Annotated in this window: 24 protein-coding genes and 1 tRNA gene; 6 read left to right on the top strand and 19 right to left on the bottom strand. The window is 61.1% G+C overall.

The window, feature by feature from the left end; translation table 11 throughout:
* Positions 1 to 156: 156 nt before the first annotated feature.
* Together ACTJK9_RS21020 and ACTJK9_RS21015 are read left to right on the top strand one after the other, a co-directional pair.
* Positions 157 to 233 (top strand) — tRNA-Pro (locus ACTJK9_RS21020).
* Between the two features lie 160 nt (positions 234 to 393).
* Complete coding sequence (locus tag ACTJK9_RS21015; protein WP_085612625.1) at positions 394 to 2,019, top strand: methyl-accepting chemotaxis protein; 1,626 nt, start codon at positions 394 to 396, stop codon at positions 2,017 to 2,019.
* Positions 2,020 to 2,093: 74 nt separating this feature from the next.
* Here ACTJK9_RS21015 and ACTJK9_RS21010 read toward each other — a convergent pair whose 3' ends face one another.
* The 5 genes from ACTJK9_RS21010 to ACTJK9_RS20990 form a co-directional block, all read right to left on the bottom strand.
* Entirely contained in the window at positions 2,094 to 2,501 is a 408-nt protein-coding gene (locus ACTJK9_RS21010) for an HvfA family oxazolone/thioamide-modified RiPP metallophore (protein WP_064599501.1), read from the bottom strand.
* A gap of 211 nt (positions 2,502 to 2,712) precedes the next feature.
* A complete protein-coding gene (locus ACTJK9_RS21005) occupies positions 2,713 to 4,011 on the bottom strand; it encodes an NAD(P)/FAD-dependent oxidoreductase (protein ID WP_064599500.1) in 1,299 nt (432 codons plus the stop codon).
* A gap of 63 nt (positions 4,012 to 4,074) precedes the next feature.
* Positions 4,075 to 4,248: a DUF3094 domain-containing protein gene (locus tag ACTJK9_RS21000; protein ID WP_007909875.1), complete on the bottom strand. Its 174-nt coding sequence runs from the start codon at positions 4,246 to 4,248 to the stop codon at positions 4,075 to 4,077.
* Between the two features lie 51 nt (positions 4,249 to 4,299).
* Positions 4,300 to 4,827: an MOSC domain-containing protein gene (locus ACTJK9_RS20995; RefSeq protein ID WP_440815949.1), complete on the bottom strand. Its 528-nt coding sequence runs from the start codon at positions 4,825 to 4,827 to the stop codon at positions 4,300 to 4,302.
* The gene (locus tag ACTJK9_RS20990) at positions 4,824 to 5,450 is read right to left on the bottom strand and encodes a DUF1780 domain-containing protein (protein WP_007959580.1); all 627 of its coding nucleotides are present in this window, start codon (positions 5,448 to 5,450) and stop codon (positions 4,824 to 4,826) included. Before ACTJK9_RS20990 ends, ACTJK9_RS20995 begins: the two co-directional genes overlap by 4 nt.
* A 133-nt stretch (positions 5,451 to 5,583) precedes the next feature.
* Between ACTJK9_RS20990 and ACTJK9_RS20985 the strand changes: the two genes are divergently transcribed.
* Positions 5,584 to 6,273 carry an energy-coupling factor ABC transporter permease gene (locus ACTJK9_RS20985; RefSeq protein ID WP_064599497.1) on the top strand — a complete coding sequence of 230 codons (690 nt, stop codon included), beginning with the start codon at positions 5,584 to 5,586 and terminating at the stop codon, positions 6,271 to 6,273.
* Between the two features lie 65 nt (positions 6,274 to 6,338).
* Positions 6,339 to 6,554 (top strand): hypothetical protein, encoded by a 216-nt coding sequence (locus ACTJK9_RS20980; protein WP_007959584.1) that lies wholly within the window; start codon positions 6,339 to 6,341, stop codon positions 6,552 to 6,554.
* A 6-nt stretch (positions 6,555 to 6,560) separates the two neighbouring features.
* On the opposite strand, the gene yacG is transcribed toward ACTJK9_RS20980, so the two are convergent.
* The 5 genes from yacG to pilB are packed head-to-tail and all read right to left on the bottom strand — an operon-like array spanning position 6,561 to position 11,172.
* Positions 6,561 to 6,761: a DNA gyrase inhibitor YacG gene (gene yacG / locus ACTJK9_RS20975; protein ID WP_039771664.1), complete on the bottom strand. Its 201-nt coding sequence runs from the start codon at positions 6,759 to 6,761 to the stop codon at positions 6,561 to 6,563.
* Positions 6,758 to 7,381, bottom strand: coding sequence for a dephospho-CoA kinase (gene coaE / locus ACTJK9_RS20970; protein ID WP_085612629.1), 624 nt, complete (start codon positions 7,379 to 7,381; stop codon positions 6,758 to 6,760). The genes yacG and coaE overlap by 4 nt, the downstream gene beginning before the upstream one ends.
* Entirely contained in the window at positions 7,378 to 8,250 is an 873-nt protein-coding gene (locus ACTJK9_RS20965; protein WP_440815946.1) for a prepilin peptidase, read from the bottom strand. The genes coaE and ACTJK9_RS20965 overlap by 4 nt, the downstream gene beginning before the upstream one ends.
* Position 8,251: 1 nt before the next feature.
* The gene (locus tag ACTJK9_RS20960) at positions 8,252 to 9,469 is read right to left on the bottom strand and encodes a type II secretion system F family protein (RefSeq protein ID WP_440815943.1); all 1,218 of its coding nucleotides are present in this window, start codon (positions 9,467 to 9,469) and stop codon (positions 8,252 to 8,254) included.
* A gap of 2 nt (positions 9,470 to 9,471) precedes the next feature.
* Positions 9,472 to 11,172, bottom strand: coding sequence for a type IV-A pilus assembly ATPase PilB (gene pilB / locus ACTJK9_RS20955; protein WP_440815940.1), 1,701 nt, complete (start codon positions 11,170 to 11,172; stop codon positions 9,472 to 9,474).
* A 226-nt stretch (positions 11,173 to 11,398) separates the two neighbouring features.
* Between pilB and ACTJK9_RS20950 the strand changes: the two genes are divergently transcribed.
* Complete coding sequence (locus ACTJK9_RS20950; protein ID WP_221398117.1) at positions 11,399 to 11,821, top strand: pilin; 423 nt, start codon at positions 11,399 to 11,401, stop codon at positions 11,819 to 11,821.
* 297 nt (positions 11,822 to 12,118) lie between these two features.
* The gene (locus ACTJK9_RS20945) at positions 12,119 to 12,475 is read left to right on the top strand and encodes a BON domain-containing protein (RefSeq protein ID WP_210710590.1); all 357 of its coding nucleotides are present in this window, start codon (positions 12,119 to 12,121) and stop codon (positions 12,473 to 12,475) included.
* Positions 12,476 to 12,644: 169 nt separating this feature from the next.
* Here ACTJK9_RS20945 and ACTJK9_RS20940 read toward each other — a convergent pair whose 3' ends face one another.
* From ACTJK9_RS20940 to ACTJK9_RS20900, 9 genes are all read right to left on the bottom strand, one after another.
* Positions 12,645 to 12,941, bottom strand: a complete 297-nt coding sequence (locus tag ACTJK9_RS20940) for a DUF2845 domain-containing protein (RefSeq protein WP_085648751.1) — start codon at positions 12,939 to 12,941, stop codon at positions 12,645 to 12,647.
* On the bottom strand, positions 12,941 to 15,892 hold the full coding sequence (locus ACTJK9_RS20935; RefSeq protein WP_440815936.1) for a DUF748 domain-containing protein: 2,952 nt from the start codon (positions 15,890 to 15,892) through the stop codon (positions 12,941 to 12,943). The genes ACTJK9_RS20940 and ACTJK9_RS20935 overlap by 1 nt, the downstream gene beginning before the upstream one ends.
* 109 nt (positions 15,893 to 16,001) lie before the next feature.
* Complete coding sequence (locus ACTJK9_RS20930) at positions 16,002 to 17,018, bottom strand: class I SAM-dependent rRNA methyltransferase (protein ID WP_440815933.1); 1,017 nt, start codon at positions 17,016 to 17,018, stop codon at positions 16,002 to 16,004.
* A 132-nt stretch (positions 17,019 to 17,150) separates the two neighbouring features.
* The gene (acs, locus tag ACTJK9_RS20925; RefSeq protein WP_440815930.1) at positions 17,151 to 19,088 is read right to left on the bottom strand and encodes an acetate--CoA ligase; all 1,938 of its coding nucleotides are present in this window, start codon (positions 19,086 to 19,088) and stop codon (positions 17,151 to 17,153) included.
* Positions 19,089 to 19,202: 114 nt separating this feature from the next.
* On the bottom strand, positions 19,203 to 20,867 hold the full coding sequence (gene pgi / locus ACTJK9_RS20920; RefSeq protein ID WP_039771644.1) for a glucose-6-phosphate isomerase: 1,665 nt from the start codon (positions 20,865 to 20,867) through the stop codon (positions 19,203 to 19,205).
* 348 nt (positions 20,868 to 21,215) lie between these two features.
* Entirely contained in the window at positions 21,216 to 22,076 is an 861-nt protein-coding gene (gene panC / locus ACTJK9_RS20915; protein ID WP_221398113.1) for a pantoate--beta-alanine ligase, read from the bottom strand.
* Positions 22,073 to 22,873 (bottom strand): 3-methyl-2-oxobutanoate hydroxymethyltransferase, encoded by an 801-nt coding sequence (gene panB / locus ACTJK9_RS20910; protein ID WP_039771642.1) that lies wholly within the window; start codon positions 22,871 to 22,873, stop codon positions 22,073 to 22,075. Before panB ends, panC begins: the two co-directional genes overlap by 4 nt.
* A 397-nt stretch (positions 22,874 to 23,270) precedes the next feature.
* The gene (gene folK / locus ACTJK9_RS20905; protein ID WP_085612638.1) at positions 23,271 to 23,756 is read right to left on the bottom strand and encodes a 2-amino-4-hydroxy-6-hydroxymethyldihydropteridine diphosphokinase; all 486 of its coding nucleotides are present in this window, start codon (positions 23,754 to 23,756) and stop codon (positions 23,271 to 23,273) included.
* A gap of 3 nt (positions 23,757 to 23,759) precedes the next feature.
* A complete protein-coding gene (locus ACTJK9_RS20900; protein WP_064599472.1) occupies positions 23,760 to 25,160 on the bottom strand; it encodes a polynucleotide adenylyltransferase PcnB in 1,401 nt (466 codons plus the stop codon).
* Positions 25,161 to 25,223 lie beyond the last annotated feature (63 nt).

The following is a 25,223-nucleotide window of genomic DNA, read 5'->3' as shown; positions in this document are numbered from 1 at the left end:
GGTAGAGCAGTTGGCTTTTAACCAATTGGTCGTAGGTTCGAATCCCACACGACCCACCATTTTTGAAACCAGGTAACACTGGGATCGAATCTTAAGATCAGAGGCCAAAAGCGCTGATCGAAGAAGGCGATCTTTGAAAGATCGCCTTTTTTTTACCGGGGTATAGCGCAGTCCGGTAGCGCGCCTGCTTTGGGAGCAGGATGTCAGGAGTTCGAATCCCCTTACCCCGACCATATTAAAAATCCTCGTATCGAAAGATACGGGGATTTTTTTTGCCCTCCGGAAATGTTTCATTCAAGTCGTCATACAACTTGCCGATAGCCCGCTAACGAAAGGGGCCTGCCGCATCAAACGCCCCTGAATTCTGCCAATACAAGAAAAAGGGCGTTCGTCATGTTGCTTCGTCAGTTGAATATTGCTCCCCGCGCCGCTCTGGGCTTTGCCCTGATCGCGTTACTGGTGGCGTTGCTTGGGGTGTTCGCGCTGGGGCAGATGTCGAGCATCCGCGACAGTGAAGTGGCGGTGGAGACCCAGTGGCTGCCGAGCATTCGTGGCGGCGACGAAATTCGCGAGATCATGCTGCGCATCCGCACCATCTCCCTGCGCATGGCGCTGGATCAGGATCCGGCCAACATCGCCACGTACCGCAGCCAGATGGACACCCGGGACAAAGAGTTGAGCGAGAAAATCGCCGCCTATGATCGACTGGTGACCACCCCGGAAGGTCAGCAGTTGTATGAACAGTTCAAGAAAACCTTTGCCGCCTACCGCACCGGGATCGCCCAGTCGTTCACCCTCGCCGAGCAGGGCAAGCGCGACGAGCTGACCAAACTGCTGCTGGTGGACATGAAAACCGTGGTCGACGGCTCCGGTAAACAACTCAACGACCTGGCGGATCTGTTCGCCCGCCAGGTCGCCGCCGAAAGCCAGAACTCTGCGGCCCACTACGAAACCTCGCGCACCATCGTGACCCTGTTTATCGCGCTGGCGGCGCTGGCCACCGTGGCTCTGGCCATGTTGCTCACCCGTAGCATCGTCCGCCCCCTGAGCGTCGCTGTCGACGCTGCTGAGCACGTCGCCAGAGGCGATCTGACCCGCCCGATCGAAACTCACGGCAACGATGAAGTCAGCCGGCTGCTCAAGGCGTTGGCAACCATGCAGCAGAACCTGCGCGAAACCCTGCAGGGCATCAGCGGCTCGGCCACGCAACTGGCGACCGCTTCCGACGAACTGAGCGCGGTCACCCATGACAGCACGCAAGGACTGCAACAACAGAACAACGAAATCGAACAGGCCGCCACCGCCGTCAACGAGATGACTACGGCGGTTGAGGAAGTCGCCCGCAATGCGGTGTCGACGTCCGACGCCACCCGCCAGTCCAGCGAATCGGCGCAGTTGGGCCAGGAACGGGTCAGCGAAACTGCCGACGCCATCAACGCCCTGGCCAGCGAAGTCGAGCACACCGGCGAACTGGTGCAATCGCTGGCCAACCAGTCGCAGGACATCGGCAAAGTGCTGGACGTGATTCGAGCGATCGCCGAGCAGACCAACCTGCTGGCGCTCAACGCCGCCATCGAAGCAGCGCGAGCCGGGGAGAGCGGGCGCGGGTTTGCGGTGGTTGCCGATGAGGTTCGCGCGCTGGCTTATCGCACTCAGCAATCGACCCAGGAAATCGAGCAAATGGTGCAGGGCATGCGCAACGGTTCGAGCCTGGCGCTGGCGTCGATGCAGGCCAGTGCCTCGCGCGCCGCCACCACGCTGCTGCTGGCCGAGCGAGCCGGTGAAGCGTTGCAGACGATCACGGCGTCGGTACACGAAATCCACGAGCGCAATCTGGTGATCGCCAGCGCCGCCGAAGAGCAGGCGCAAGTGGCGCGGGAAGTGGATCGCAACCTGGTGAACATTCGCGACCTGTCGGTGCGCTCGGCGGCGGGTGCCGATCAAACCAATGCGTCGAGCCATGAACTGTCGCAACTGGCCAATGCCCTGCAGGGCATGGTGCGACGCTTCCAGCTGTAATCATGCAGGCGTGAAAAAGCCGCGCTTCTTGTCAGAGAAAGCGCGGCTTTGTTTTGTCGGGGAGGCTGAAAAAATCAGGCACCGTCCTGGTCTTTCAGGTGTTCGAACAGACCTTTCGGCATTTTCTTGCCGTTGGCTTCGAAATTGGCTTTGACGTTGTTGTACGCCTCTTGCTCGTCGATGAAGCCGTCGTGGTTGGTGTCGATCTTGTCGAAGTCGGACTTCGGTGCAACTTTCAGAAACTCGGCGCGGGAGACCTTGCCGTCGCCATCGGTGTCGGTCTTGGCCATCGATGCATCGCCGCATTTGCCTTCACCGCATTTGCCTTCCGGGGTTTTCACCGAGGTCTCGGCCGAAGCGACCATGTAGCCCTGGGCCAGCGGTTGCGCGGCAAACACCGAGCCGGACAGCATCATGCCGCCGGCCAGTACGGCACCGACCAGGCCAAGGGAGTTTTTGCCGATTTTCGAAGTACGGGACATTGCATTCTCCTTCGGTTGCACAGCGCAACCACACGTTAAGGGCGATCAAGCCGGAGCAGGTGTGCTCGGGTGTGGCCATTAAGCGGTGGCGGTGTATCGCGTCTGTGTCGAGGAACGGGGCGTTTGTAAGCGAAGGTGGGGAAAGCGAGGGCAGATACAGTAGAAAACAAAACACCGTGAGGGCGAGCCCGCCCCCACGGTGTTTTTTACATCAGTGCAGCTTCAGGCGTGGCTCGGTGCCGCGTCCGATCTTGCTGCCGAGCATCAGCATCGCCGTGCGGAACGGCCCATAAAGCGCCATCTGGTGCATGCGGTACAGCGACACGTAGAACATCCGCGCCAGCCAGCCCTCGAGCATCACGCTGCCGGTCAGGTTGCCCATCAGGTTACCCACCGCCGAGAAACGCGACAGCGAAATCAGCGAGCCGTAGTCGGTGTACTTGTACTCCGGCAGGGTCTTGCCTTCGATGCGCAGCTTCAGCGATTTGGCCAGCAGCGACGCCTGTTGGTGCGCAGCTTGGGCCCGTGGTGGAACGTTGCGATCCGAGCCCGGTTGCGGGCAGGCGGCGCAGTCACCGAAGGCGAAAATGTTCTCGTCGCGAGTGGTTTGCAGCGTCGGCAGCACTTGCAGCTGATTGATGCGGTTGGTTTCCAGGCCATCGATGTCCTTGAGGAAACCCGGTGCGCGGATCCCGGCGGCCCAGACTTTCAGACTGGCCTTGATCTCGTTGCCATCGGCGGTGATCAGGCTGTCAGCGGTGACCTGGCTGACCGAGGCGTTGGTCATCACGTTGACCCCGAGTTTCTCCAGGGTCTTGTGCACCGGCCCGCTGATGCGCTCCGGCAGGGCTGGCAGCACCCGTGGCCCGGCTTCGATCAGGGTGATGTGCATGTTTTCCGGTTTGATCCGGTCCAGACCGTAAGCCGCCAGTTCATGGGCCGCGTTGTGCAGCTCGGCCGCCAGTTCGACGCCCGTGGCGCCCGCACCGACGATGGCCACGCTGATCTGCTGAACCACATCGGTCTGCCCGGCGTGGGCGCGCAGGTAGTGATTGAGCAGTTGCTGGTGGAAACGCTCGGCCTGTTTGCGGGTGTCGAGGAACAGGCAGTGTTGCGCGGCGCCCTGGGTGCCGAAATCGTTGGTGGTGCTGCCGACCGCGATCACCAGCGAGTCATAGGGCACTTCCCGCGCCGGGACCAGCTCAACGCCATTCTCGTCGTAGGTGGCAGCCAGCTGGATCTTCTTCTGCTCACGATCGAGCCCGCTCATGCGTCCCAGCTGGAACTCGAAGTGGTTCCATTTGGCCTGGGCGACATAGTTGAGTTCGTCTTCGGAGGAGTTCAGCGATCCGGCGGCCACTTCGTGCAGCAGCGGTTTCCAGATGTGCGTGAGGTTCGCGTCGACCAGCATGATGCTGGCGGTGCCGCGTTTGCCCAGAGTCTTACCCAGACGGGTAGCCAACTCCAGACCGCCGGCGCCGCCGCCGACAATGACAATACGATGGGACATAGGGATAGCTCGCAAGGTTTTTAAAGGAAATCGGTACGGTTACCCAAGCGAGCGCGATGCAGCTCATAGCGTCAGGTAACTGATAAATCGGCTCAACAGGCCCAGACCAATGGTCACAGCCAGCACCAGCACCAGGAGCATCCACGGCCGGAATGGCCGGCGCTCGACACGGTGTTGGGACAACTGCAGGTACTCTTCGACATGCTTCTGGTCTTCGGGGTTCAGGCGGCTGGTCATAAAGGCCTCGTCAGGTAGACGTTACTGAATGAGAACACGCTACAGCGGTTTTCAACCGGGATTGAAAGGAGCATAGCCACTGTCCGGGACCGGTTCGACAGACACGCCATCGTCGAGGCGGATGATCCCGCTTTGTAACACTCGCGCAGTGATTCCGCCATGCCCGCGCACGGCCTGGAACGTGCCCGGGCCGAGGTTGTTCTGCAGGCGCGCGCACGGCTGGCACCAGCCCGTGGTTTCGAAAATCGCCTGACCAATGCGAAAGCGCCGCCCCTTGAGGCTGAACAGGTTGATCCCGCTTATGACGAGATTGCGCCGCAGATCTTCAGGCCTGACCGGTTGCTCGTGGGGACGGCCCATCAATGCACTGATCACGGCCAGGTGTTCGAACTGAATCAGCGTGACCTGTCGGGCGTTACGTACTCCGGGGCGGGCATGATCCCCGGTCAGTCCCGCTTCAAGGCGTGCCTCTACGGCGTCGAGCTCGATCATCGGTCCACGAGGTTCAGGACGCACGCCAATCCAGCGTACGCGGCCGCTCTGCGGGACCTCGGCGATCAATTGTTGAAGCGGCGTCACAGGCTGATCCCTACATCGAACACGATGCTGCGCCCCAGGTTGCCGCGCAGAAAATCCGGGGCATCGGGATGGGCGAACAGCACCCGGGCGAACGTAGGTCCGACCAGCGACAGCGAACGCCAGCCCTGACGCAGGTATTCGGTGGGCGGCGGAAAGTGGCTGTTGAGGTCGAGCACTTCGCGTTTGAGGCTGGCGAAGGCAATGATGTCCAGCTCACCCAGGTCCATGCCGCGTTCTTTGTAGTTGTGCGCTTTCTTGCGCAAGGTCGGCGCCAGTCTCAGCAGAAATTCATTGGCCGGAATTCGCCGCGGCTTGGCTTCACGCCGCACCAGTTGGCTGAGGGAAAACGCACTGCGCCGACGTTGCAGCTCATCGCGCCATTCGTCGTTGAGCCGTCGGCCCTCGTCGAGGACGAAAAACACCTCGAAGTTGGCGTCGCGAAACAGCACGTCCGGTGGTTCCCCGGCAGGCGCGAACTCGTCGGCGCGATAAGGAATATTCAGGCCTTGCAGCAGGCGCTGGCAGACCCAACGCTCACGCTCCCATTTGCGGGCATTGGACAGGAACGCGTTGGCTTGCTCGGCCGCAATGGTCAGCAGGCGTAAGTAATCTGAGTCATCCATAGGCCCAAGCTTAGCGTTCAATTGCGACAAGCAGAAAGCTTTGCATCGGCAGATGTGCCGCCGTGCAGGTGTAGACTTCGCCGCAGGAGCGCCAATCAAAGGAGTCTGCGGTGCGAATGAAGGTGATGGGATCATGATCGGTGCAGAACTGCTGTCATCGAGCAGTCTGACCCTCGGCTGGCTGATTTACCTGCCGGTGTTGCTCTGGGCGATTGTCCGCGCACCGTGGGTCGAGCTGTTCAGCGACAACCGCCGTCAGCATTTGCTGTTCGGTACGGTGTTCGCGTTGTTTCTGCTGTGGCTGGTGCGCAGGGATTTCGACACCGGGGTGTCTTACCACTTCATCGGCATGACAGCGGTGACGCTGCTGCTGGACTGGCCACTGGCGATCGTCGGCGCACTGGTGGCCCAACTGGGGCTGGTGCTGCTGGGGCGACAGGATCTGGTGGCCGTCGGGGTCAATGGCACCTTGCTGATCCTGTTGCCGGTGCTGATCACCGAATGCGTGGCGATCCTGGTCGAGCGCGCCCAGCCGCGCAATCCGTTCGTGTACATCTTCTGTTCCGGTTTTTTCGCCGCGGCGCTTTCGGCGTTGTTCTGCCTGACGCTGAGCCTGACCTTGCTCTGGTACGACGGCCTCTTTGCCATGCCGGAATGGCTGGAGGATTTCATCGGTTACCTGTGGTTGCTGATTTTTCCCGAAGCCTTCATCAACGGCATGGTGGTCAGCGCGTTGGTGGTGTTCTGCCCGGAATGGCTGGAGACCTTCAACCGTACCCGCTACCTTTCGGCGCCCTGGAAGGACGACGATCCCAAGTCTTGATCCACATCAAATCCACTCTGCGCGCGGCATTTCATGCTCGGCCAAATTCCTTCAGGAGCAGCGGCATGAGCGTGTACGAGTGGGCGAGGCAGGAAACCCGGCAGAGTCTGGAGATGGCGCAGGAGGTAGGGTTCGATCCGGGCCTGAGCCTGCGCGCCTTGCTCAGCGCTGTGGTGCAGCAGAGCAAGGCGGTGCGCAACGCCGAAGACCTGGCCGACGAGTTGCGTTTTCTGGCGGAAAACCTCGACGACGATCAGGACTACGGCTTCATGCGGCCCTGAACGGGATCAGTGACGCGGATCGAAATCGCCGGAAAACAGTTCGTCCTCGGCATCCGGGGCCACCGGAATCTTGTGTTCTTCCGACGCCCAGGCGCCGAGGTCGATCAGTTTGCAGCGGTCCGAGCAGAACGGACGGAATTTGTTTTCCGGGGTGAATTCCACGGGCGCGCCGCAAGTCGGGCAGTTGACGGTTGGGGTCTGGCTCATGATTGGCCTCCGGATAAAGTCAGGTAAAAGTGATGCAGGCGCTCGACCTCGCTGTGCAGCCAGGCGAGGTCGCGGTCGTTGACCACCACGTCGTCGGCACGGCTGACGCGGTCTTCGCGGCTGGACTGGGCCTTGAGGATCGCCTGGACCTGCTCTTCGCTGGTCTGGTCACGCTGCAAGGTGCGTTCGATCTGCAGTTGTTGCGGGGCGTCGATCACCAGGATTCGCTGGGTCATCGCGTATTGCCCGGATTCGATCAGCAGCGGCGAAACCAGAATCGCATAAGGCGATTTTGCCAGCGCCAGGTGATGGGCGATTTCTTCGGCGATCAGCGGATGCAGCAGCGCTTCGAGCCAGCGCCGTTGCTCCGGCACCTCAAAAATCAGTTTGCGCAGGGCTGCACGATCCAGCGTGCCGTCGGCCTGCAACACATCGGGGCCGAAGTGTTCAGCGATCTTCGCCAGCGCCGGGCGGCCCGGTTCGACCACCCAGCGCGCCGCGTGATCGGCGTCCACCACGTGGATACCAAGATCAATGAAGTGCTGGGCGGCGGCGCTTTTGCCGCTGCCGATGCCGCCGGTCAGGCCGAGAATCCAGGGTTTTTCCGCAGGGGTATTCATTTCAAACCGACAAACTGCCAATAGAAGCCGGTTATTTGACCACCCCAGAGCAAGGCAATCCAGCCGGCAATTGCCAGATACGGGCCGAAGGGGATCGGCGTCGAGGTTTTCTGGTCGCGCAGCTTGAGCAAAATCACCCCGAGCACGGCGCCCACCAGCGAGGACAAGAGGATGGTCAGCGGCAGAATCTGCCAGCCGCCCCAGGCCCCGAGCAGCGCCAGCAGCTTGAAATCGCCGTGACCGATGCCGTCCTTGCCGGTGAGCAGTTTGAACAGCCAGAACACCGACCACAGGGCCATATAGCCCAGCACCGCGCCCCACACGGCGTCGTGCAGCGGCACGAACAGCTCGAAGCTGTTGACGATCAGCCCCAGCCACAGCAACGGCAGTACCAGCACGTCAGGCAGCAGTTGGTGCTCGATGTCGATCAGGCTCATGGCCAACAGGCCCCAGGTCAGCACGATCAACAGGCACGCCGGCCAGCCGAAACCCAGGTGCCAGGCGATAAACGCCGAGAGCAGGCCGCAGGCCAGTTCGGTCAGTGGGTAACGCTTGCTGATCGGTGCGCTGCAACTTGAACAGCGCCCGCGCAGGCACACGTAACTGAACAGGGGAATGTTTTCCCACGCGCGGATCCGGTGGCCACAGTGCGGGCATTGCGAGTGCGGCAGCATCAGGTTGTAGGTGGGCAATGGCGATTCACCGGGCAGGCCCAGTACATCGTGAGCCTGCTGGCGCCATTCGCGCTCGAGCATTTTCGGCAGGCGCCAGATCAACACGTTGAGGAAACTGCCGACCACCAGCCCCAGCAGCAGGGCGGTGAAGACAAAGGCCAGCGGATACAGGCTGAGGAGTTCGTCGATGGGCATGTCAGATCGCTGAGCCGAGTTGGAAGATCGGCAGGTACATCGCCACCACCAGACCGCCGACGATCACCCCCAGCACCACCATGATGAACGGCTCCATCAGGCTGGTGAGGTTGTCGACCATGTTGTCCACTTCGTCCTCATAGAAACCTGCGACCTTGTCGAGCATCTCGTCCAGTGCGCCGGACTCTTCGCCGATGGCGGTCATCTGCACCGCCATGTTCGGAAAGATACCCGTGGAGCGCATCGAGAAATTCAGCTGCATGCCGGTGGAGACGTCCTGGCGGATGCGCAGCACGGCACGCTTGAACACCACGTTGCCGGTGGCACCGGCCACCGAGTCCAGCGCTTCCACCAGCGGCACACCGGCGGCGAAGGTAGTCGACAGGGTCCGGGCAAACCGCGCCACGGCGGACTTGTACATCAATGTGCCCACCAGCGGCAGCTTGAGAAACCAGGCGTCGCGTCGATCGCGCAGGGCCTGGGATTTTTTCAGGGCATGGCGGGTGCCGAAAAACGCGGCCACCAGCGCACCGAGAATCGCCCACCACCATTGCTGCATGAATTCGGACAGGCTGATCACCATCAGCGTGAAGGCCGGCAGTTCGGCACCGAAGCCGGAGAACACCGACTGAAACTGCGGCACCACCTTGACCAGCAGAATCCCGGTGACCACCGCCGCCACCAGCACTACGGCGGTCGGGTAGGTCATGGCCTTCTTGATCTTGGCCTTGAGGCTTTCGCTCTTTTCCTTGTAGGTCGCGACCCGTTCCAGCAGGGTGTCGAGGGCGCCGGACTGCTCGCCGGCATCCACCAGGTTGCAGTACAACTCGTCGAAATACTGCGGCTTCTTGCGCAGCGCGGCGGCGAAGCTGTTACCGGCGGCGACCTCCTGTTTCACCTCGTCCACCAGCTTGCGCATGGCCGGGTTTTCGAAGCCTTCGCCAATGATGTCGAACGACTGCAACAGCGGTACGCCGGCCTTCATCATGGTCGCCATCTGCCGGGTGAACAGGGCAATGTCCTGGGCCTTGATGCGCTTGCCGAAGCTCAGCAGCGAGGCGGATTTCTTGCGCACCTTGCCCGGGTTGATGCCCTGCTTGCGCAACTGGGCCTTGACCAGTGCGGGGTTCTGGCCGCTCAACTCGCCGGTTACCTTGCTGCCTTTACGGTCCGTGCCTTCCCAGGCGTAGACGCTGACTTTTGCTGCCTTGACCGCCATGTTCAGTCCTTGGTGACCCGGTTGATTTCTTCAAGGCTGGTAATGCCTTGCATGGCCTTGATCAGGCCCGAGGTACGCAGGTCATTGAAGCCGTCCCGGCGCATCTGGGTATCGATTTCCAGTGAGTTGCCCTCGGCCATGATCAGTCGTTGCAGATCGGGGGTGTTCTTTACCACTTCATAAATCCCCACGCGACCCTTGTACCCGCCGTTGCAGTGATCGCAACCGGCGGGCTCATAGATCGTGAAATGGCCAATGCGTTCCTCGGGGAAGCCTTCCTTGATCAGGGTCTCGCGTGGGATCTCGATGGGTTTCTTGCAGTGGCTGCAGAGTTTTCGCGCCAGACGCTGGGCAATGATCAGGCTCACCGAGGTCGCGATGTTGAAGCCGGGGATGCCCATGTTGTGCAGGCGGGTGAGAGTCTCTGCTGCGCTGTTGGTGTGCAGGGTGGACAGCACGAGGTGACCGGTCTGGGCGGCCTTGATCGCGATTTCGGCGGTTTCGAGGTCGCGGATTTCGCCGACCATGATCACGTCCGGGTCCTGACGCAGGAACGAGCGCAGGGCCTGGGCAAAGTCCAGTCCCTGACGGGGATTGACGTTGACCTGGTTGATGCCTTCCATGTTGATTTCCACCGGGTCTTCGGCCGTGGAGATATTGATGTCGACGGTATTGAGGATGTTCAGCCCGGTGTACAGCGACACGGTCTTGCCCGAGCCGGTGGGGCCGGTCACCAGAATCATGCCTTGCGGCTGTTTGAGGGCGGCCATGTACAGGTCTTTCTGCTCCGGCTCGTAGCCGAGGGCATCGATGCCGATCTGGGCGCTGGACGGGTCGAGGATCCGAATCACCACTTTCTCCCCCCAGAGGGTGGGCAGGGTGTTGACCCGGAAATCGATCGACTTGCTTTTCGACAGACGCATCTTGATCCGCCCGTCCTGGGGTTTGCGTCGCTCCGAAATGTCGAGGCTGGCCATGACCTTCAAGCGTGCAGCGATGCGCCCGGCCAGTTGAATCGGCGGCTTGGCCACTTCCCGCAGAATGCCGTCGGTGCGCACCCGCACCCGGTAGTTCTTTTCGTAAGGTTCGAAGTGCAGGTCGGACGAGCCGCTCTTGATCGCGTCCAGCAGCATCTTGTGCACGAAGCGCACCACCGGGGCATCGTCGGCGTCGATCCCGCCGAGCGTGTCCTGCCTGCTGTCGTCGACCGACTCGATGTCCAGCCCGTCGAGATCGACATCGGCCATTTCCTCCAGGCCGGTGGCGTGGGTGTCGAAGAATTTTTCGATGGCGTCGGTGAGCTTGTCGTCCTCGACCAGAATGGCTTCGGTGCTCAGCCCGGTGCTGAACTGAATGTCGTTGATCGCCTGATGATTGCTCGGGTCGGAAATCCCCACGAACAGTTTGTTGCCGCGTCGCCAGAGGGGCAGGGCGTGGTGCTGGCGCACCAGTTTTTCGCTGACCAGGCCTTTGGGCTGGGTTTCCTTGTCGAGGCAGTTGAGGTCGAGAAATGCCATGCCGAAATGCTCCGAGGCAATTTCCGCGACCTGCCAGCTCTTCACCAGTTTGTTCTGCACCAGGTAACTGACCAGCGACAGGCGATTGCGCTGCGCCTGTTGCCAGGCCTGCTGGGCACTCTTTTCCGTGAGCAATTCGGCCTGGACCAGTTGTTTGGCCAGACCGCTCAGAGCGATGTCATTCATGGGGTTTCCACGTGCTTGCCGTTCATGACTTATAGCCTAGTCAAGTGACAGCGCCATACACGTGGAGTGCGGGTGACAAAAAGTGTCAGATAGTGCGGTTACGGGTTGTAGGAATCGGCATGTCAGCCGGATGGCGCCCAGCGGGTATGGGTTGCCAGCGTTTGGCACGGGCTGTGCTGAGTCTTGAACAGATCATGAGATTTCGACTCATGCATGGAGCGTGTCTATGAATAAACAACAGGGTTTCACTCTGATCGAGCTGCTGATCGTCGTGGCGATCATCGGTATTCTCGCGACTGTGGCGCTGCCGCAGTACTCCAAATATCAGGCGCGGTCGAAGGTGACGGCGGGGTTGGCCGAGATCTCGGCGATGAAAGTGCCGTTCGAAGACATCATCAATCAAGGAACGAACCCCACGCTGGCCGCCGTCAAAGGCGATGCGGCTACTTCCACCTCCAACTGTGCGTTGAGCGCTTCGGGGACGGCTGCAGATGGAGCGGGCTCCATCGTGTGTACGCTGGCCAATGCGCCGGCACCCGTGGTGGGCAAAACCATTACGCTCACGCGTACGGCTGCCAACGGCTGGTCATGTGCAACGACAGTCGCGCCGGACTATTCACCTAAAGGCTGCGTTGCGAGCGGTACCTGATCAGTATTTTGAACTGGAACGATGCCCCGCTTTGCGGGGCATTTTTCATTGCGCGACACTTCACAAAAGCTTCAATAATTTCAGGCTGTTAGGAACTTTCCGAAAAGCCGCAACTTGCATGTAGATATTTCACGACTCATGCAATTTGCATGATTCCGAAAAAATGCAACATTTATAAGTTATTGATTTATAAGGTTTTAATCTAATTTTGAAAGTTGGCACAGCGTTCGCAATATCTCCAGTAACCCTGCTGACAAGACAACCAGCAGACTTTCCAGAAAAACAGGAGTTACTCGTATGAAGAAGTTCGCTATCACTGCCGCTGCTGCTACCGCGCTGACCCTGACCATGGCTTCGGGTGCATTTGCTCAATCGACCCAGACCACTCAGGCTCCAATGACCCTGGCTGCCGGTGAAGTCACCAAGGCTAAAGAAGCTACTTCCGATACCTGGATCACCACCAAAGTCAAAAGCGACCTGGTAACCGAAAAAGGCATTCCTGGCACCGACATCAAAGTTGAAACCAACAAAGGCGTGGTTTCCCTGTCTTCTGACGTCGCGATCACCGAAGCTCAGAAAACCACCGCTGTGAACATCACCAAGAAAATCAAAGGCGTGCAAGCGGTCTCCGCTGACGGCCTGAAAGCCCAGTAAGGCAAGACTTCTCGCCTGGACCGGGAGAAGACGCGACAGGCGGGCCGAGCAATACGTCTGCCGCACTTTAGAGTTCATGCGACCGGCCACACGGAATGTGGCCATTACAGGCCCCGGCATTCATGTCGGGGCCTGTTCTATTTCAGGGGCCGGAAAAAGGCGCGGAAGGTCAGTTGCCGCGCTTGCTGTTGATCTGTTTCAGGCGATTGCCTTCAAAACGCAGGTATTGATACATGCCGTTGTTGGGGCCGTAAGTCCATTCCTCGACCTGAAACTCTTCACGACGGTTGGCGCTGCGTTTGTAACCGAGCAGATCGCGACCGACCGGCTCGCCACATTTTTGCAGCACCTCGCTGGCGCGGTCGCCAAGGCTCACCAACTGGCTGCCGCAGCGCAGGGTATCGGACGCCGCAGCCTGGCTGGCGAGAAATACCAGCCCCAGTGCAGCCAGCCACTTTGGGTTCATCACTCGGCATCCAGATGCATTTGTGTCACTACCCGGCCGTCGCTTTCCGCTTCGCCGAGGTTGGCGTCGATGAAGTACACACGATCGTCCGCCAGTTGGCCCTTGTCTACCAGGTAATCCTTGATGCTGCTGGCACGGTCCTGACCGAGCTGGCGCAGCAGCACGTCGCTGGAGCTCCAGAACTTGATCACGTCGGCGCGCATTTTCGCGGTGCGTTCTTCCTTGCCCAGGTCCTTCCACTCGGCCGGTGGCTGGGTTTTCAGGCGGGTGCGATAGATGCCCTCGAGCAGTGGGCCTTTTTCGTTATCCGGGACCTGGATCAGCGAAGCCTGCGCCGGCACCTTGTCGCCACGGCGCTGGAGCATCTTGTAGTAGTTGTACTGGTATTCACGTTCCAGGCGCTGTTCGGCGAGCAACGGGCCATCACTGCTTTTTGCCGCCGTGCCTTCGATTTCCAGGCGCAGGGCCGGACGTTCCTTCAGCGCTTGCGACAACTTCACCAGCGCCGCTTCGGCGTCTTTGCTCAGGTCGCTGGAACCCGGTGCAAAGGACACGGTGCCGAGGTCTTCCGACCCGCCACCGCTGACCAGACCGCCAATCAGCTTGAACGGTGCGGCGGCAGCCTTGACGATCAGGTTGCGCAGGGTCTGCCAGACAATCGGCATCACGCTGAATTGCGGATTGTTCAGGTCACCAGTGACCGGCAGTTCGATGGAAATCTTGCCGTCGACGTCCTTGAGCAGGGCGATCGCCAGTTTCAGCGGCAGGCTCACGGCATCCGGGCTGTCGACTTTCTCACCCAGTTGCAGCTGCTCGACCACCACTTTGTTCTCGGCCTTGAGCTGGCCTTTGGTGATCAGGTAATGCAGGTCGAGGTTAAGTCGGCCCTTGCGGATCCGGTAGCCGGCGAACTTGCCGGAGTAGGGCGTCAGGGTGGTCAGTTCGACCCGTTTGAAACTGGTGGCGATGTCGAGGCTGGCCATCGGGTCGAACGGGTTGACCGCGCCTTTGATGGTCACCGGCGCATAGCGGTCGACCTTGCCCTTGATGTCGACGCTGGCCGGTTTCGCCTGACGGCTGTCGATGGTGCCGATCTGGCCGTTGAGTTGCTGGACCGCCGTGGCGAAGTTGGGGGTCAGGCTGAAGTCGGCGAAGTTGGCCGAGCCGTCGTTGATCGCGATGCCGCCGATGTGAATACCCAGCGGTTTGTCATTGCTCGCCGGTTTCGCCGCGGCGGTCTTCGCCCCGGAATCGGCCGGCTGCGGAATGAGCAGGTCGTCGATGTTGGTGGTGCGATCATCGTTGATCATGAACCGCGCATACGGCTGGAACAGGTTGACCCTGTCGATCGACAGGCTGTCGCCATGTTGATAGTTCAGGCCTTCGACCACCACTTGCTGCCACTTCAGGAAGTCGCGGGTTTTCAGGGTGTCGAGGGTGTGCAACTGATCGATCTGAGCACGACCGGTGACGCTGAGGGCCAGCGGGTCAGTGCTTTTCAGGTTCACTTTCAGGTCGCTGCCGAGCATGCCGCTGCGCAGTTCGAGACGAATGAACGGGTTGATGTAGGACTGGGCGACCCGCAGATCGATGTCCTCGGTTTTCACGTTGAGCTGTGCGGTGACCGGCGCCAGGTTGACCACGCCATCGGCGCTGATCTTGCCTTGCTTGCCCAGCCCGGTGTCGAGCCTGAGGTTGAAGGGCGAGCCGTTGAGGCTGTCGAAATTCTGCAGATCGACGTTCAGCGGCGTGACATCCAAAGTGACTTCCGGCTTCGCCGAACGGTCGGCCAGATGCACTTTGTAGTCACGCAGTTGCACGTCCGTGATCAACACTTGCCACGGTTTGCTCGGCGCGGTCGGCTCCGGTTTCGGCGAGTCGGCGGCGGCCGGGGTGGTTTTCGGTTCCGCCGCAGCTTTGGCGGCAGGTTTCGACGGCTGGCTGGCGAACAGTTTTTGCCAATCCAGTTGGCCGTCCGCTTCCAGGGCTGCCCAGGTTTCCAGTTTCTGACTGCGGATCTTGCCGACCACCACTTGCTGCTTGGCCAGGTCCACCGTGGTGTCGCTGACGTCGAGACGCTCGAGTTTCGCCAGCGGGCGTCCGTCCGGCGCCTTGATGGCGAACGGCGCGATATTGACCGCCACGTTGCTCAGCAGCAGTTCGGTTTCCTTGGACAGGTTGAGCTTGTAGTCGGTGCTCAGGCTGACGACCCCGTTTTCCAGCACCAGTGGCACGGCATCACGCACGTAGGGCCAGAAGGCCTTCATCTGGCCGTCGGTGATCTTGAGCGTGCCTTCGGAGGCGATCGGGATCAGGCTGAAGTTGCCTTTCCAGTCGATCTGCCCACCGGCCGGGCCGATCGCGACGAGGGTCATGTCGGCGTTGTCTTCGGGCAGGGTGCTGAGGTTTTTCAGCTCGAAGTCGAGCTTGTCGTAGAGAAACTCGATCGGCTCGCTGGGCCGCGCATCCACAAAATGCAGATTGCCGCCGGCCAGCTGGATCCGGTCGATGCGCAGCGGAAACGGTTTGGCGTCGGGATCGGCCGGGGTGGGCTCGCTGGCCGGGAGCTTGAACAGACCGAGGAGGTTGAGCTGACCGTCCTTGGCGAACAGGATCTCGGTCCTGGATTTTTCCAGTTCGATGTCGGACAGATGCAGGGCTTTGGTCCACAGGCTGTCGAGTTGCAGATTGGCATACAGACGTTCGAAGCCGACCTGTTCCTTGCCCGGCTCGCCGATCACCAGGCCCCACAGCGTGAGTTCAAGGCTGAACGGGTTGAGTTCGATACGTTGCAGATGCGCCGGCACCGTGGCGTAGTTGGCCAGTTGCTGATTCACCACCCTGAGCGCAATGCCTGGCAAAATCAGGAACCCCAGCAGGCTGTAGAGGGCCAGGGCAGTCAACAGGGCGCCAATCGCGCGAATCAATCCTTTGGGCATGTGCGGCTTCATCTGTCTGAGTCGGAGTGCCTTGGAGTATGGCACGCGATTCCGGTTCCGAAGCAATTGCCCATGCTCAGGATTGTTCAGATATTTCCGTGGGAAATTTCCTTGGCAACGCTTAGAGCTGAAGGATCAGGGTCTTCAGCGGTGGCTGCTGATCCAGCGACGGGAAGTCGCGGCCCGGGGTCATCACGCTCCATTCACGCACCGGCCGCCCGGCTTTTTCCGCGCAGCGCAGCACCTGTTCGCGCCAATCGTCCATGCTGACTTTCGCCAGATTGTTGCAGCAGATCAGCACGCCATTTTCGGCGGTGGTCAGCAGGGCGGGTTTGAGCAGGCTTTGATAATCGCGCAGCAGGTCGACGGTGCCGAACGCGCTCTTGGCCCACGCGGGTGGGTCGAGCAGCACCAGATCGTACTGGCGCTGTTCGAGGCGTTGATAGCTCGGCAGTTTCTGCCCGCGACGCTGGCTGATCGGCAGGCCGGCCAGTTGGCGGATGGCCGGGAAGTAGTCGGACTGGATGAATTCCATGGTCGGCAGGTGCGGATTGAGCTGGCCGTTCTCGCGGCCGACTGCCAGATTGCCCTCGGCGAAATCCAGGTTGCACACCTCGCGCGCACCGCCGGCCGCCGCGCTGAGACCGACCCCGCAGGTATAGGCGAACAGGTTGAGCACACTTTTGCCCTTGGCGTGATCCTTGACCCAGCCGCGGGTGTTGCGCAGGTCGAGGAACAGCAGCGGATCCTGCCCGGCGTGACGTCCGCGCACGCGATAGTTCAAGCCCCATTCGTGGCCGACCAGATCGGCCAGCGCGGCGTCGTCGGCGCGGTAGACGCTGTCTTCACGATCGATCCGTGAGTTGCCACGGGAGCGGTCGTTGTAGACCAGCAGGGTTTCCAGGCCCAGGGTCTGGTCAACCATGGTGTGCAGTTGCAGCAGGTCTTCACGCGCCAGGGTCTGGTGGAAGCTTTGCACCATCAGTTGCGGGCCGTAGCGGTCGATGGTCAGGCCGCCGGCGCCTTCCTGGCTGCCGTGGAACAGCCGATAGCAGTCGGTGCCCTGGCGGTGCAGTTCGGCGAGCAGATCCTGGCGTTGATCGAGAGCGGCGCGCAGCGCCAGGTTCAAGGAAGACATGCGGGCGCCTTGCTGGAGGGAATCGGGGCGCGGGAGTTTAGCAGTTTGGCAGGCACTCGAGGGGTTCCCATCGCGAGCAGGCTCGCTCCCACANCTTGTGGAAGCGAGCCTGCTCGCGATGCGTTTGCGGTCTTACTGGTTCAAGCGTTTATCGATCAAGCCCTGCACCACGCTCGGATCCGCCAGCGTCGAGGTGTCGCCAAGGCTGTCGAGTTCGTTGCAGGCGATCTTGCGCAGGATCCGCCGCATGATCTTGCCCGAGCGGGTCTTCGGCAGGGCCGGGGCCCACTGGATCAGGTCCGGTTTGGCGAAGCTGCCGATTTCCTTGCTGACGTGGGCCAGCAGTTCTTTCTTCAGTTCATCGCTGGGCTCGGTGCCGTTCATCGGAGTGACGAAGGCATAAATCCCCTGGCCTTTGACGTCGTGTGGATAGCCGACCACAGCGGCCTCGGCGATGCTGTCGTGCAGCACCAGCGCGCTCTCTACCTCGGCGGTGCCGATGCGATGGCCGGAGACATTGATCACGTCGTCGATGCGCCCGGTGATCCAGTAATCGCCGTCCTCGTCACGGCGGGCGCCGTCGCCGGTGAAGTAGTAACCGGGGTAGGGCTTGAAGTAGGTGTCGACCATGCGCTGCGGATCGCCGTAAACGCGGCGGATCTGCGCCGGCCAGCTCGACTTGATCGCCAGCACGCCACTGCCGGCACCCTGGATTTCCTTGCCGTGTTCATCGAGCAGCACCGGTTGTACGCCGAACATCGGTTGGGTGGCGCAGCCCGGTTTGATCCGCTGGGCGCTGACCAGCGGGCTGAGCATGATGCCGCCGGTTTCGGTCTGCCACCAGGTATCGACAATCGGGCAACGCTGTTCGCCGACTACGTTGAAATACCATTCCCACGCTTCCGGGTTGATCGGCTCACCGACACTGCCGAGCAATCTGAGGCTTTGCCGCGACGTTTCCTGCAACGGCCCGGCGCCTTCACGCATCAGGGCGCGCAGGGCGGTGGGGGCGGTGTAGAAGATGTTGACCTTGTGTTTGTCGATCACCTGCCAGAACCGCGAAGTGCTCGGGTAGCTCGGCACGCCTTCGAAAATCAGGGTGGTCGCGCCATTGGCCAGCGGGCCGTACACGATATAGCTGTGGCCGGTGACCCAGCCGACGTCGGCGGTGCACCAGAACACTTCGCTGTCGCGGTAATCGAGCACGTACTTGAAGGTCATTGCCGCTTGCAGCAGGTACCCGCCGGTGGTGTGCAGCACGCCCTTGGGCTTGCCGGTGCTGCCGGAGGTGTAGAGGATGAACAGCGGATCCTCGGCGTCCATCGGTTCCGGCGGGCAATCGTCGCTGACGTCGCGCACGGCCTGGTGATACCAGAGGTCGCGGCCTTCGACCCAGTCGACGTTGTTCTGGGTGCGCTCGACCACCACGACGGTGCTGACATTCGGGCAACTCTGCAGGGCCTTGTCGACATTCTGTTTCAGCGGCACGAATTTGCCACCGCGCACGCCCTCGTCGGCGGTGATCACGGTGCGGCAGTCGGCGTCGAGAATGCGGTCGCGCAGGGAGTCCGGAGAAAAACCGCCAAACACCACCGAATGAATCGCGCCGATCCGCGCGCAGGCGAGCATCGCGTAGGCCGCTTCGGGGATCATCGGCATGTAGATGCACACCCGGTCGCCTTTTTTAACGCCACGGCTCTTCAGCACGTTGGCCAGGCGGCAGACATGGTGATGGAGTTTGCTGTAGGTGATTTGTGTCGATTCGGCGGGGTCGTCGCCTTCCCAGAGGATGGCGGTCTGATCGCCGCGCTTTTCCAGATGGCGATCGATGCAGTTGTAGCTGACGTTCAGCTTGCCACCGGCAAACCAGGCGGCTTCGCCGGTCTTCAGGTCATAGCGCTGGACGGTCTGCCACGGCGTGCTCCAGTCGAGGAAGCGGGTGGCCTGTTCGGCCCAGAAGGTACTGGGGTGTTCAATCGATTCGCGGTACAGGCGCTGGTAGTCGTCCTGACTCAACTGTGCAGCCCGGCGGACGGCATCGGCTTTGGGGAACGTGCTGATATCGAACATGACGGTTCCTTATTCTTGTTGTGCGACAAGGATAAAGATGCGCCGAGAGCGGGGAGGGTTCAATACCTGTAAACAAACACCCCCTCATGGCGAGGGGGTGTGTTCGGGGCTGGATCAGCCGCGGTGACGGCCGCGGAAGTAGTTGATCAGGCCTTGGGTGGACGCGTCTTCGGCGGCGGTTTCTTCGCTGCCGACCAGACGGTTGTACACGCCCTTGCCCAGTTCCTTGCCCAGTTCCACGCCCCACTGGTCGAAGGCGTTGATGCCCCAGACCACGCTTTGCACGAAGACTTTGTGTTCGTACATCGCCACCAATGCGCCGAGACGACGCGGGCTGATGCGCTCGACCACGATGGTGTTGCTCGGACGGTTGCCCGGGATCACCTTGTGCGGTGCGAGTTTCTGCACCTGGTCTTCGCTCATGCCCTTGTCGCGCAGTTCCGCTTCGGCTTCCGGCAGGGTCTTGCCGAGCATCAGCGCCTGGCTCTGCGACAGGCAGTTGGCGTACAGCCATTGATGATGGTCGGAGACCGGGTTGAAGCTGACGATCGGCACGATGAAGTCGGCCGGGATCAGTTGGGTGCCCTGGTGCAGCAGCTGGTGGTAGGCGTGCTGACCGTTGCAGCCGACGCCGCCCCAGATCACCGGGCCAGTGTCGGTCGACACTGCGGTGCCGTCCTGACGCACGCTCTTGCCGTTGGATTCCATGTCCAGCTGTTGCAAGTGCTTGGTGATGTTACGCAGATAGTGGTCGTACGGCAGGATCGCATGGCTTTGCGCGCCCCAGAAGTTGCCGTACCACACGCCGAGCAGGGCCAGCAGCACCGGCATGTTCTGTTCGAACGGCGCGCTCTGGAAATGCTGGTCCATGGTGTAGGCACCGGACAGCAGTTCCTTGAAGTTGGACATGCCGATGGCCAGCGCGATCGGCAGGCCGATGGCCGACCACAGCGAGTAACGACCGCCGACCCAGTCCCACATCGGGAAGATGTTTTCTTCGCGGATACCGAAGGCCACGGCTGCCGCGTTGTTGCTCGATACGGCAATGAAGTGGCGATACAGCTCGGCTTCAGAACCGCCCTGGGCCAGGTACCAGGCGCGTGCGGCCTGGGCGTTTTTCAGGGTTTCGAGGGTGTTGAACGATTTCGACGAAACGATGAACAGCGTGGTCTCGGCGCGCAGTTTTTGTGTCAGTTCGTGGAACTCGCTGCCGTCGATGTTCGCCAGGTAATGGCAACGCACGCCTTTCTGGGCGTAGGACAGCAGGGCTTCGGAAACCAGTTCAGGGCCGAGGAACGAGCCACCGATGCCGATGTTCACCACGTCGGTGATCGGCTTTTCGGTGTAACCGCGCCACAGACCGTCGTGGATGCGGCCCACGAGATCGGTGATCTGGTTCAGCACCTTGTGTACTTCAGGCATCACGTTGACGCCGTTGACCGACAGCTTGTCGCCGACCGGGCGACGCAGGGCGGTGTGCAGCGCCGGGCGGCCTTCGGAGGAGTTGACGATTTCGCCGTCGAACAGGGCCTTGATCGCGCCTTTGAGATCGACTTCGTTGGCCAGACCCACCAGCAGGTTGCGGGTCTCGGCGTTGATCAGATTCTTCGAATAGTCGAGAAACAGTCCGCAGCTGCTGAGAGTGAACTGATTGAAGCGCTGCGGATCGGCGTTGAAGGCTTCGCGCATGCTGAAATCCTGCATGGCTTGGCGGTGATCTTTCAACGCTTGCCAGGCAGGCAGAGCGGTAACGTCATGAGGAGTGCGGTAGTACGCCATCGCTGCGGTTTTCCTTTTTACTTGAACGGCCTTTTGAACTCTGAAAAGACCTCCCCGCCATGTTTGGGCGAGGGGGCAACTGCGTCGACACGATTACCTTGGCGCAGGGCGAATACAGTAAACCCAGCGCCGCGATCTGTCTTGGCTTTGTCTGACCTGTTTTCGGTACTTTTTTAACATTGATAACAGACGGGGCCGACAGACGGCGAGTAATGCGAGCAAGTCCGTGCTTTTGCGCGCAGTGGAACGGCGGGCAGTTTGCCCGATGGTCAGGTGCTCAGCAATACAGTCTGGAAGTGGGTACAGACGCTGTGGGAGCGGGGTTGCTTCCACAGCGTCTGCCGGTGTTCAGGCGGGGGTATCGAGATTCAGATGCAGGTTGTCTATCAACCGGGTGGTGCCGAGGAAGGCCGCGACCAGAATCACCAGATCGCGATCCTCTGCCGTTGCCGGACGCAGGGTCAGGGCGTGGCGAATTTCCAGGTAGTCAGGACGCAGGCCGGCGGCTTCCAGTTGCTGGCGTTGCGCCTGGATCAGGGCAGGGAAGTCGCGCTCGCCCTGCTTGATCGACTCGGCAATGCTGCTCAGGCTGCGATAGACCACCGGCGCCACGGCGCGCTGTTCTTCATTGAGGAAACCGTTGCGCGAGGACAGCGCCAGACCGTCGGCGGCGCGTACGGTCGGCTCGCCAATGATCTGGATTGGCATGTTCAGGTCGTGCACCAGCGCGCGGATCACTGCCAGTTGCTGGAAGTCTTTCTGGCCGAAGATCGCCAGGTCTGGCTGGACCATGTTGAACAGCTTGCTGACCACCGTCGCCACGCCTTCGAAATGCCCCGGACGGCTGGCGCCGCACAGGCCTTCGGACAGTTGCGGCACGCTGACCCGGGTCTGACCGGCCATGCCGTCGGGGTACATTTCCTCGACGGTCGGGGCGAACAGCAGATCGCATCCGGCTTCCAGCAGTTTTTCCTGATCCGCCGCGAGGGTGCGTGGGTACTTGTCGAGGTCTTCGCCGGCGCCGAACTGCAGCGGGTTGACGAAAATGCTCGCAACCACGAAGTCCACGCGCTGGGTGGCCTTGGTGATCAGCGCGATGTGGCCGCTGTGCAGGTTGCCCATGGTCGGCACGAAGCCGATGCGCTTGCCTTCACTGCGGGCGCGCGCCACGGCGGCGCGCAGTTCACGTACGGTTTTGACGGTGTTCATGCAGAGAATCCGTGTTCGATCCCGGGGAAAGTGGTGGCTTTGACTTCACTGACGTAAGCCTTCAGCGCGGACTGGATGCTGTCCTGACCCTGCATGAAGTTCTTCACGAACTTCGGCACGCGGCCGCTGATCGACAGGCCGAGCATGTCGTGCAGTACCAGCACCTGACCGTCGGTGTCGCTGCCGGCGCCAATGCCGATCACCGGAATCTTCACGGCCTGGCTGATTTCAGCTGCCAGTTCGCTCGGCACGCATTCGAGCAGCAGCATGGCTGCACCGGCCTGCTCCAGCGAGATCGCGTCGGCGCGCATCTGGCGAGCCTGGTTTTCGTTGCGACCCTGCACTTTATAGCCACCGAGAATGTTCACGGCTTGCGGGGTCAGGCCCATGTGGGCGCAGACCGGCACACCGCGCTCGGCCAGCAGGCGGATCGAGTCCGCCAGCCACAAGGCGCCTTCGACCTTGACCATGTGCGCGCCGGCCTGCATCAGCAGGGCGCTGTTGGTCATGGTTTGTTCGAGGGTGGCGTTGGCCATGAACGGCAGGTCGGCCAGGATCAGGGCATCAGAGTTGCCGCGTTTGACGCTGGCAACGTGGTAGGCCATTTCTGCGGTGGTCACTGGCAGGGTGCTGTCGTGACCCTGCAGGACCATGCCGAGGGAGTCGCCCACCAGCAGCACTTCGACACCGGCCTCGTTGCAGGCGTGGGCGAAGGTCGCGTCATAGCAGGTCAGCATGGTGATCTTTTCACCTTTCTGCTTGAGGCTCTGGAGCGTGGTCAGGGTGATGGCTGGCATGTAAGAAATCCTCGTTCAGGCGCTTTGGAAACTACTGCGAGTAACGCGCGTGATTCGTCATCTATTCAGGCGCACGCTCTTTTGTCGTGCTTATAAGGCCTGGATTGCGCCCTTGTATGCCGGGTTGGCGGCAGCGGGACGCCTATAGTCGTGATGAGGCCTCAGGAAGTCAATTGCATGTGTTACCGCATTGTTACGAGGGGAGTGTTACCGGCGTTACTGATGCGATTCAGCGGGCCGGGGGGCCTGATCTGCGGTTTTTTTGTCCGACAAAAACCGGGATTTGGACAGGTCGATGTGGGAGCGGGCTTGCTCGCGAAGGCGTCGTGTCAGTCAGCATCTTATTGAGCTGATACACCGCATTCGCGAGCAACCCCGCTCCCACAGGGGATAGATGTCAGGGGTGGGGAAGGCGTTCGAGGCCGACGAACGGGCAGGCGGCGAGAAGATCCGCAAGAGTGCGGCCATCGGCCAGACGCAGATCATCGGGAGCCAGTTCGGCCAGGGGATAGAGAACGAACGCGCGTTCCTGCATGTGGTAATGCGGGACTTTCAGGCGCGGTTCGTCGATCAGGCGATCACCGAACAGCAGAATGTCCAGATCCAGCGTGCGCGGGCCCCAGCGCTCCAGGCGTTCGCGGCCCTGATCGTTTTCGATCGCCTGCAAGGCATCGAGCAAATCCAGCGGGGCGAGCGCGCTGTCGAGCGCGGCAACCGCGTTGGTATAACGCGGTTGCCCCGGCAGCAGGGAGTCGCTTTGGTAGAAGGCAGACACGCCGACCAGTTCGGTATCGGGCAATTGCCCCAGCGCGTCGACCGCGCTGCGCAGTTGTTCGGCCGGGTCAGCCAGGTTGCTGCCCATGCCGATGTAGATGCGCTCCATGCCTTATTCGCCCGTGGCGCTCGGTGCGCCGGCACGTTTGCGTTTGGAACCGCTGCTGCGACGACGCTTGCGCGGTGCGCCGCTGGCGTCATCACCCTTGCCGCTGAGGTCACGGATCATGTCGCGACGTTCGCTGTCGTTGGCGTCCTGATAATCGGTCCACCATTCGCCCAGGCCATCGGTCTGCTCGCCAGCGCTTTCACGCAGCAGCAGGAAGTCGTAGCCGGCGCGGAAGCGCGGATTGTCCAGCAGCAGGTCGGCGCGTTTGCCGCTGCGGCGTGGCAGGCGTTCCTGCATGTCCCAGATCTCGCGGATCGGCATGGTGAAGCGTTTTGGAATCGCGATGCGCTGGCACTGTTCGGCGATCAGTTCGTGAGCGCCTTCCTGCATCGCCGGAATCGGCGGCATGCCGCGCTCTTGCAGACGCAACACGCGGGCCGGCAGGGCTGGCCACAGCAGGGCGGCAAACAGGAACGCCGGGGTCACCGGTTTGTTCTGCTTGATCCGCAAGTCGGTGTTGGTCAGTGCTTCGCTGATCAGCGTGTGGGTGTATTCCGGGTTGTGTTCCAGCGCATCGGCACTGGCCGGGAACAGCGGCGCGAACAGTTGCAGGTCGACCAGCATCTCGAAGGTGATGGCGCCGTGACCGGAGAGGAACAGCTTGAGCACTTCCTCGAACAGGCGGGCTGACGGAATCTCGCGCAGCATCGGTGCCAGCTCGCGGATCGGCTGGACGGTGTGCTTTTCGATACCGAAATTGAGCTTGGCGGCGAAACGCACGGCCCGCAGCATCCGCACCGGGTCTTCCTGGTAACGTTTCTTTGGGTCGCCGATCAGGCGGATCAGGTGGTTGCGGATGTCGTGTACGCCGTTGGCGTAGTCGAGGATGCGCTCGCTGACCGGATCGTAATACAGGGCGTTGATGGTGAAGTCGCGGCGCTGCGCGTCTTCTTCCAGGGTGCCGTAAACGTTGTCACGCAGAATGCGCCCGCTCTCGTTGCGCGAGGACTGGTTGCTGTCTTCGTCGTCTTCGTTTTGCGGGTGATTGGCGCGGAAGGTCGCGACTTCAATGATTTCGCGGCCGAAATGGATGTGTACCAGCTTGAAGCGGCGGCCGATGATCCGCGCATTGCGGAATTCGGCGCGGACCTGCTCGGGGGTGGCGCTGGTGGCGACGTCGAAGTCTTTGGGCGTGATGCCCAGCAGCATGTCTCGCACGCAACCGCCAACCAGGTAGGCCTGGTAGCCGGCGCCCTGCAGACGTTCGACGATGTTGACCGCATACCGGCTGAATTGCGCCTTTTGCAGCGAATGTTGGCCGCTGTTGAGGACTTCAGGCGTGCTACGGATGTGTTGCGTACGACGCAGGGGAGTTCGGAATGACTGGAACAGCTTCTTCAGCATGGGATGCACTGTTTGAAGGAATGTTCGGCCATACCAGAGAATGACCGCATGATGGGCCGGGAT

It is taken from the genome of Pseudomonas sp. 22082, assembly GCF_052046055.1.
Lineage (GTDB): Bacteria > Pseudomonadota > Gammaproteobacteria > Pseudomonadales > Pseudomonadaceae > Aquipseudomonas > Aquipseudomonas pharyngis.
The sequence above is the reverse complement of the archived record's forward strand: the minus strand, read 5'-3'. Positions and strand labels throughout refer to the sequence as shown.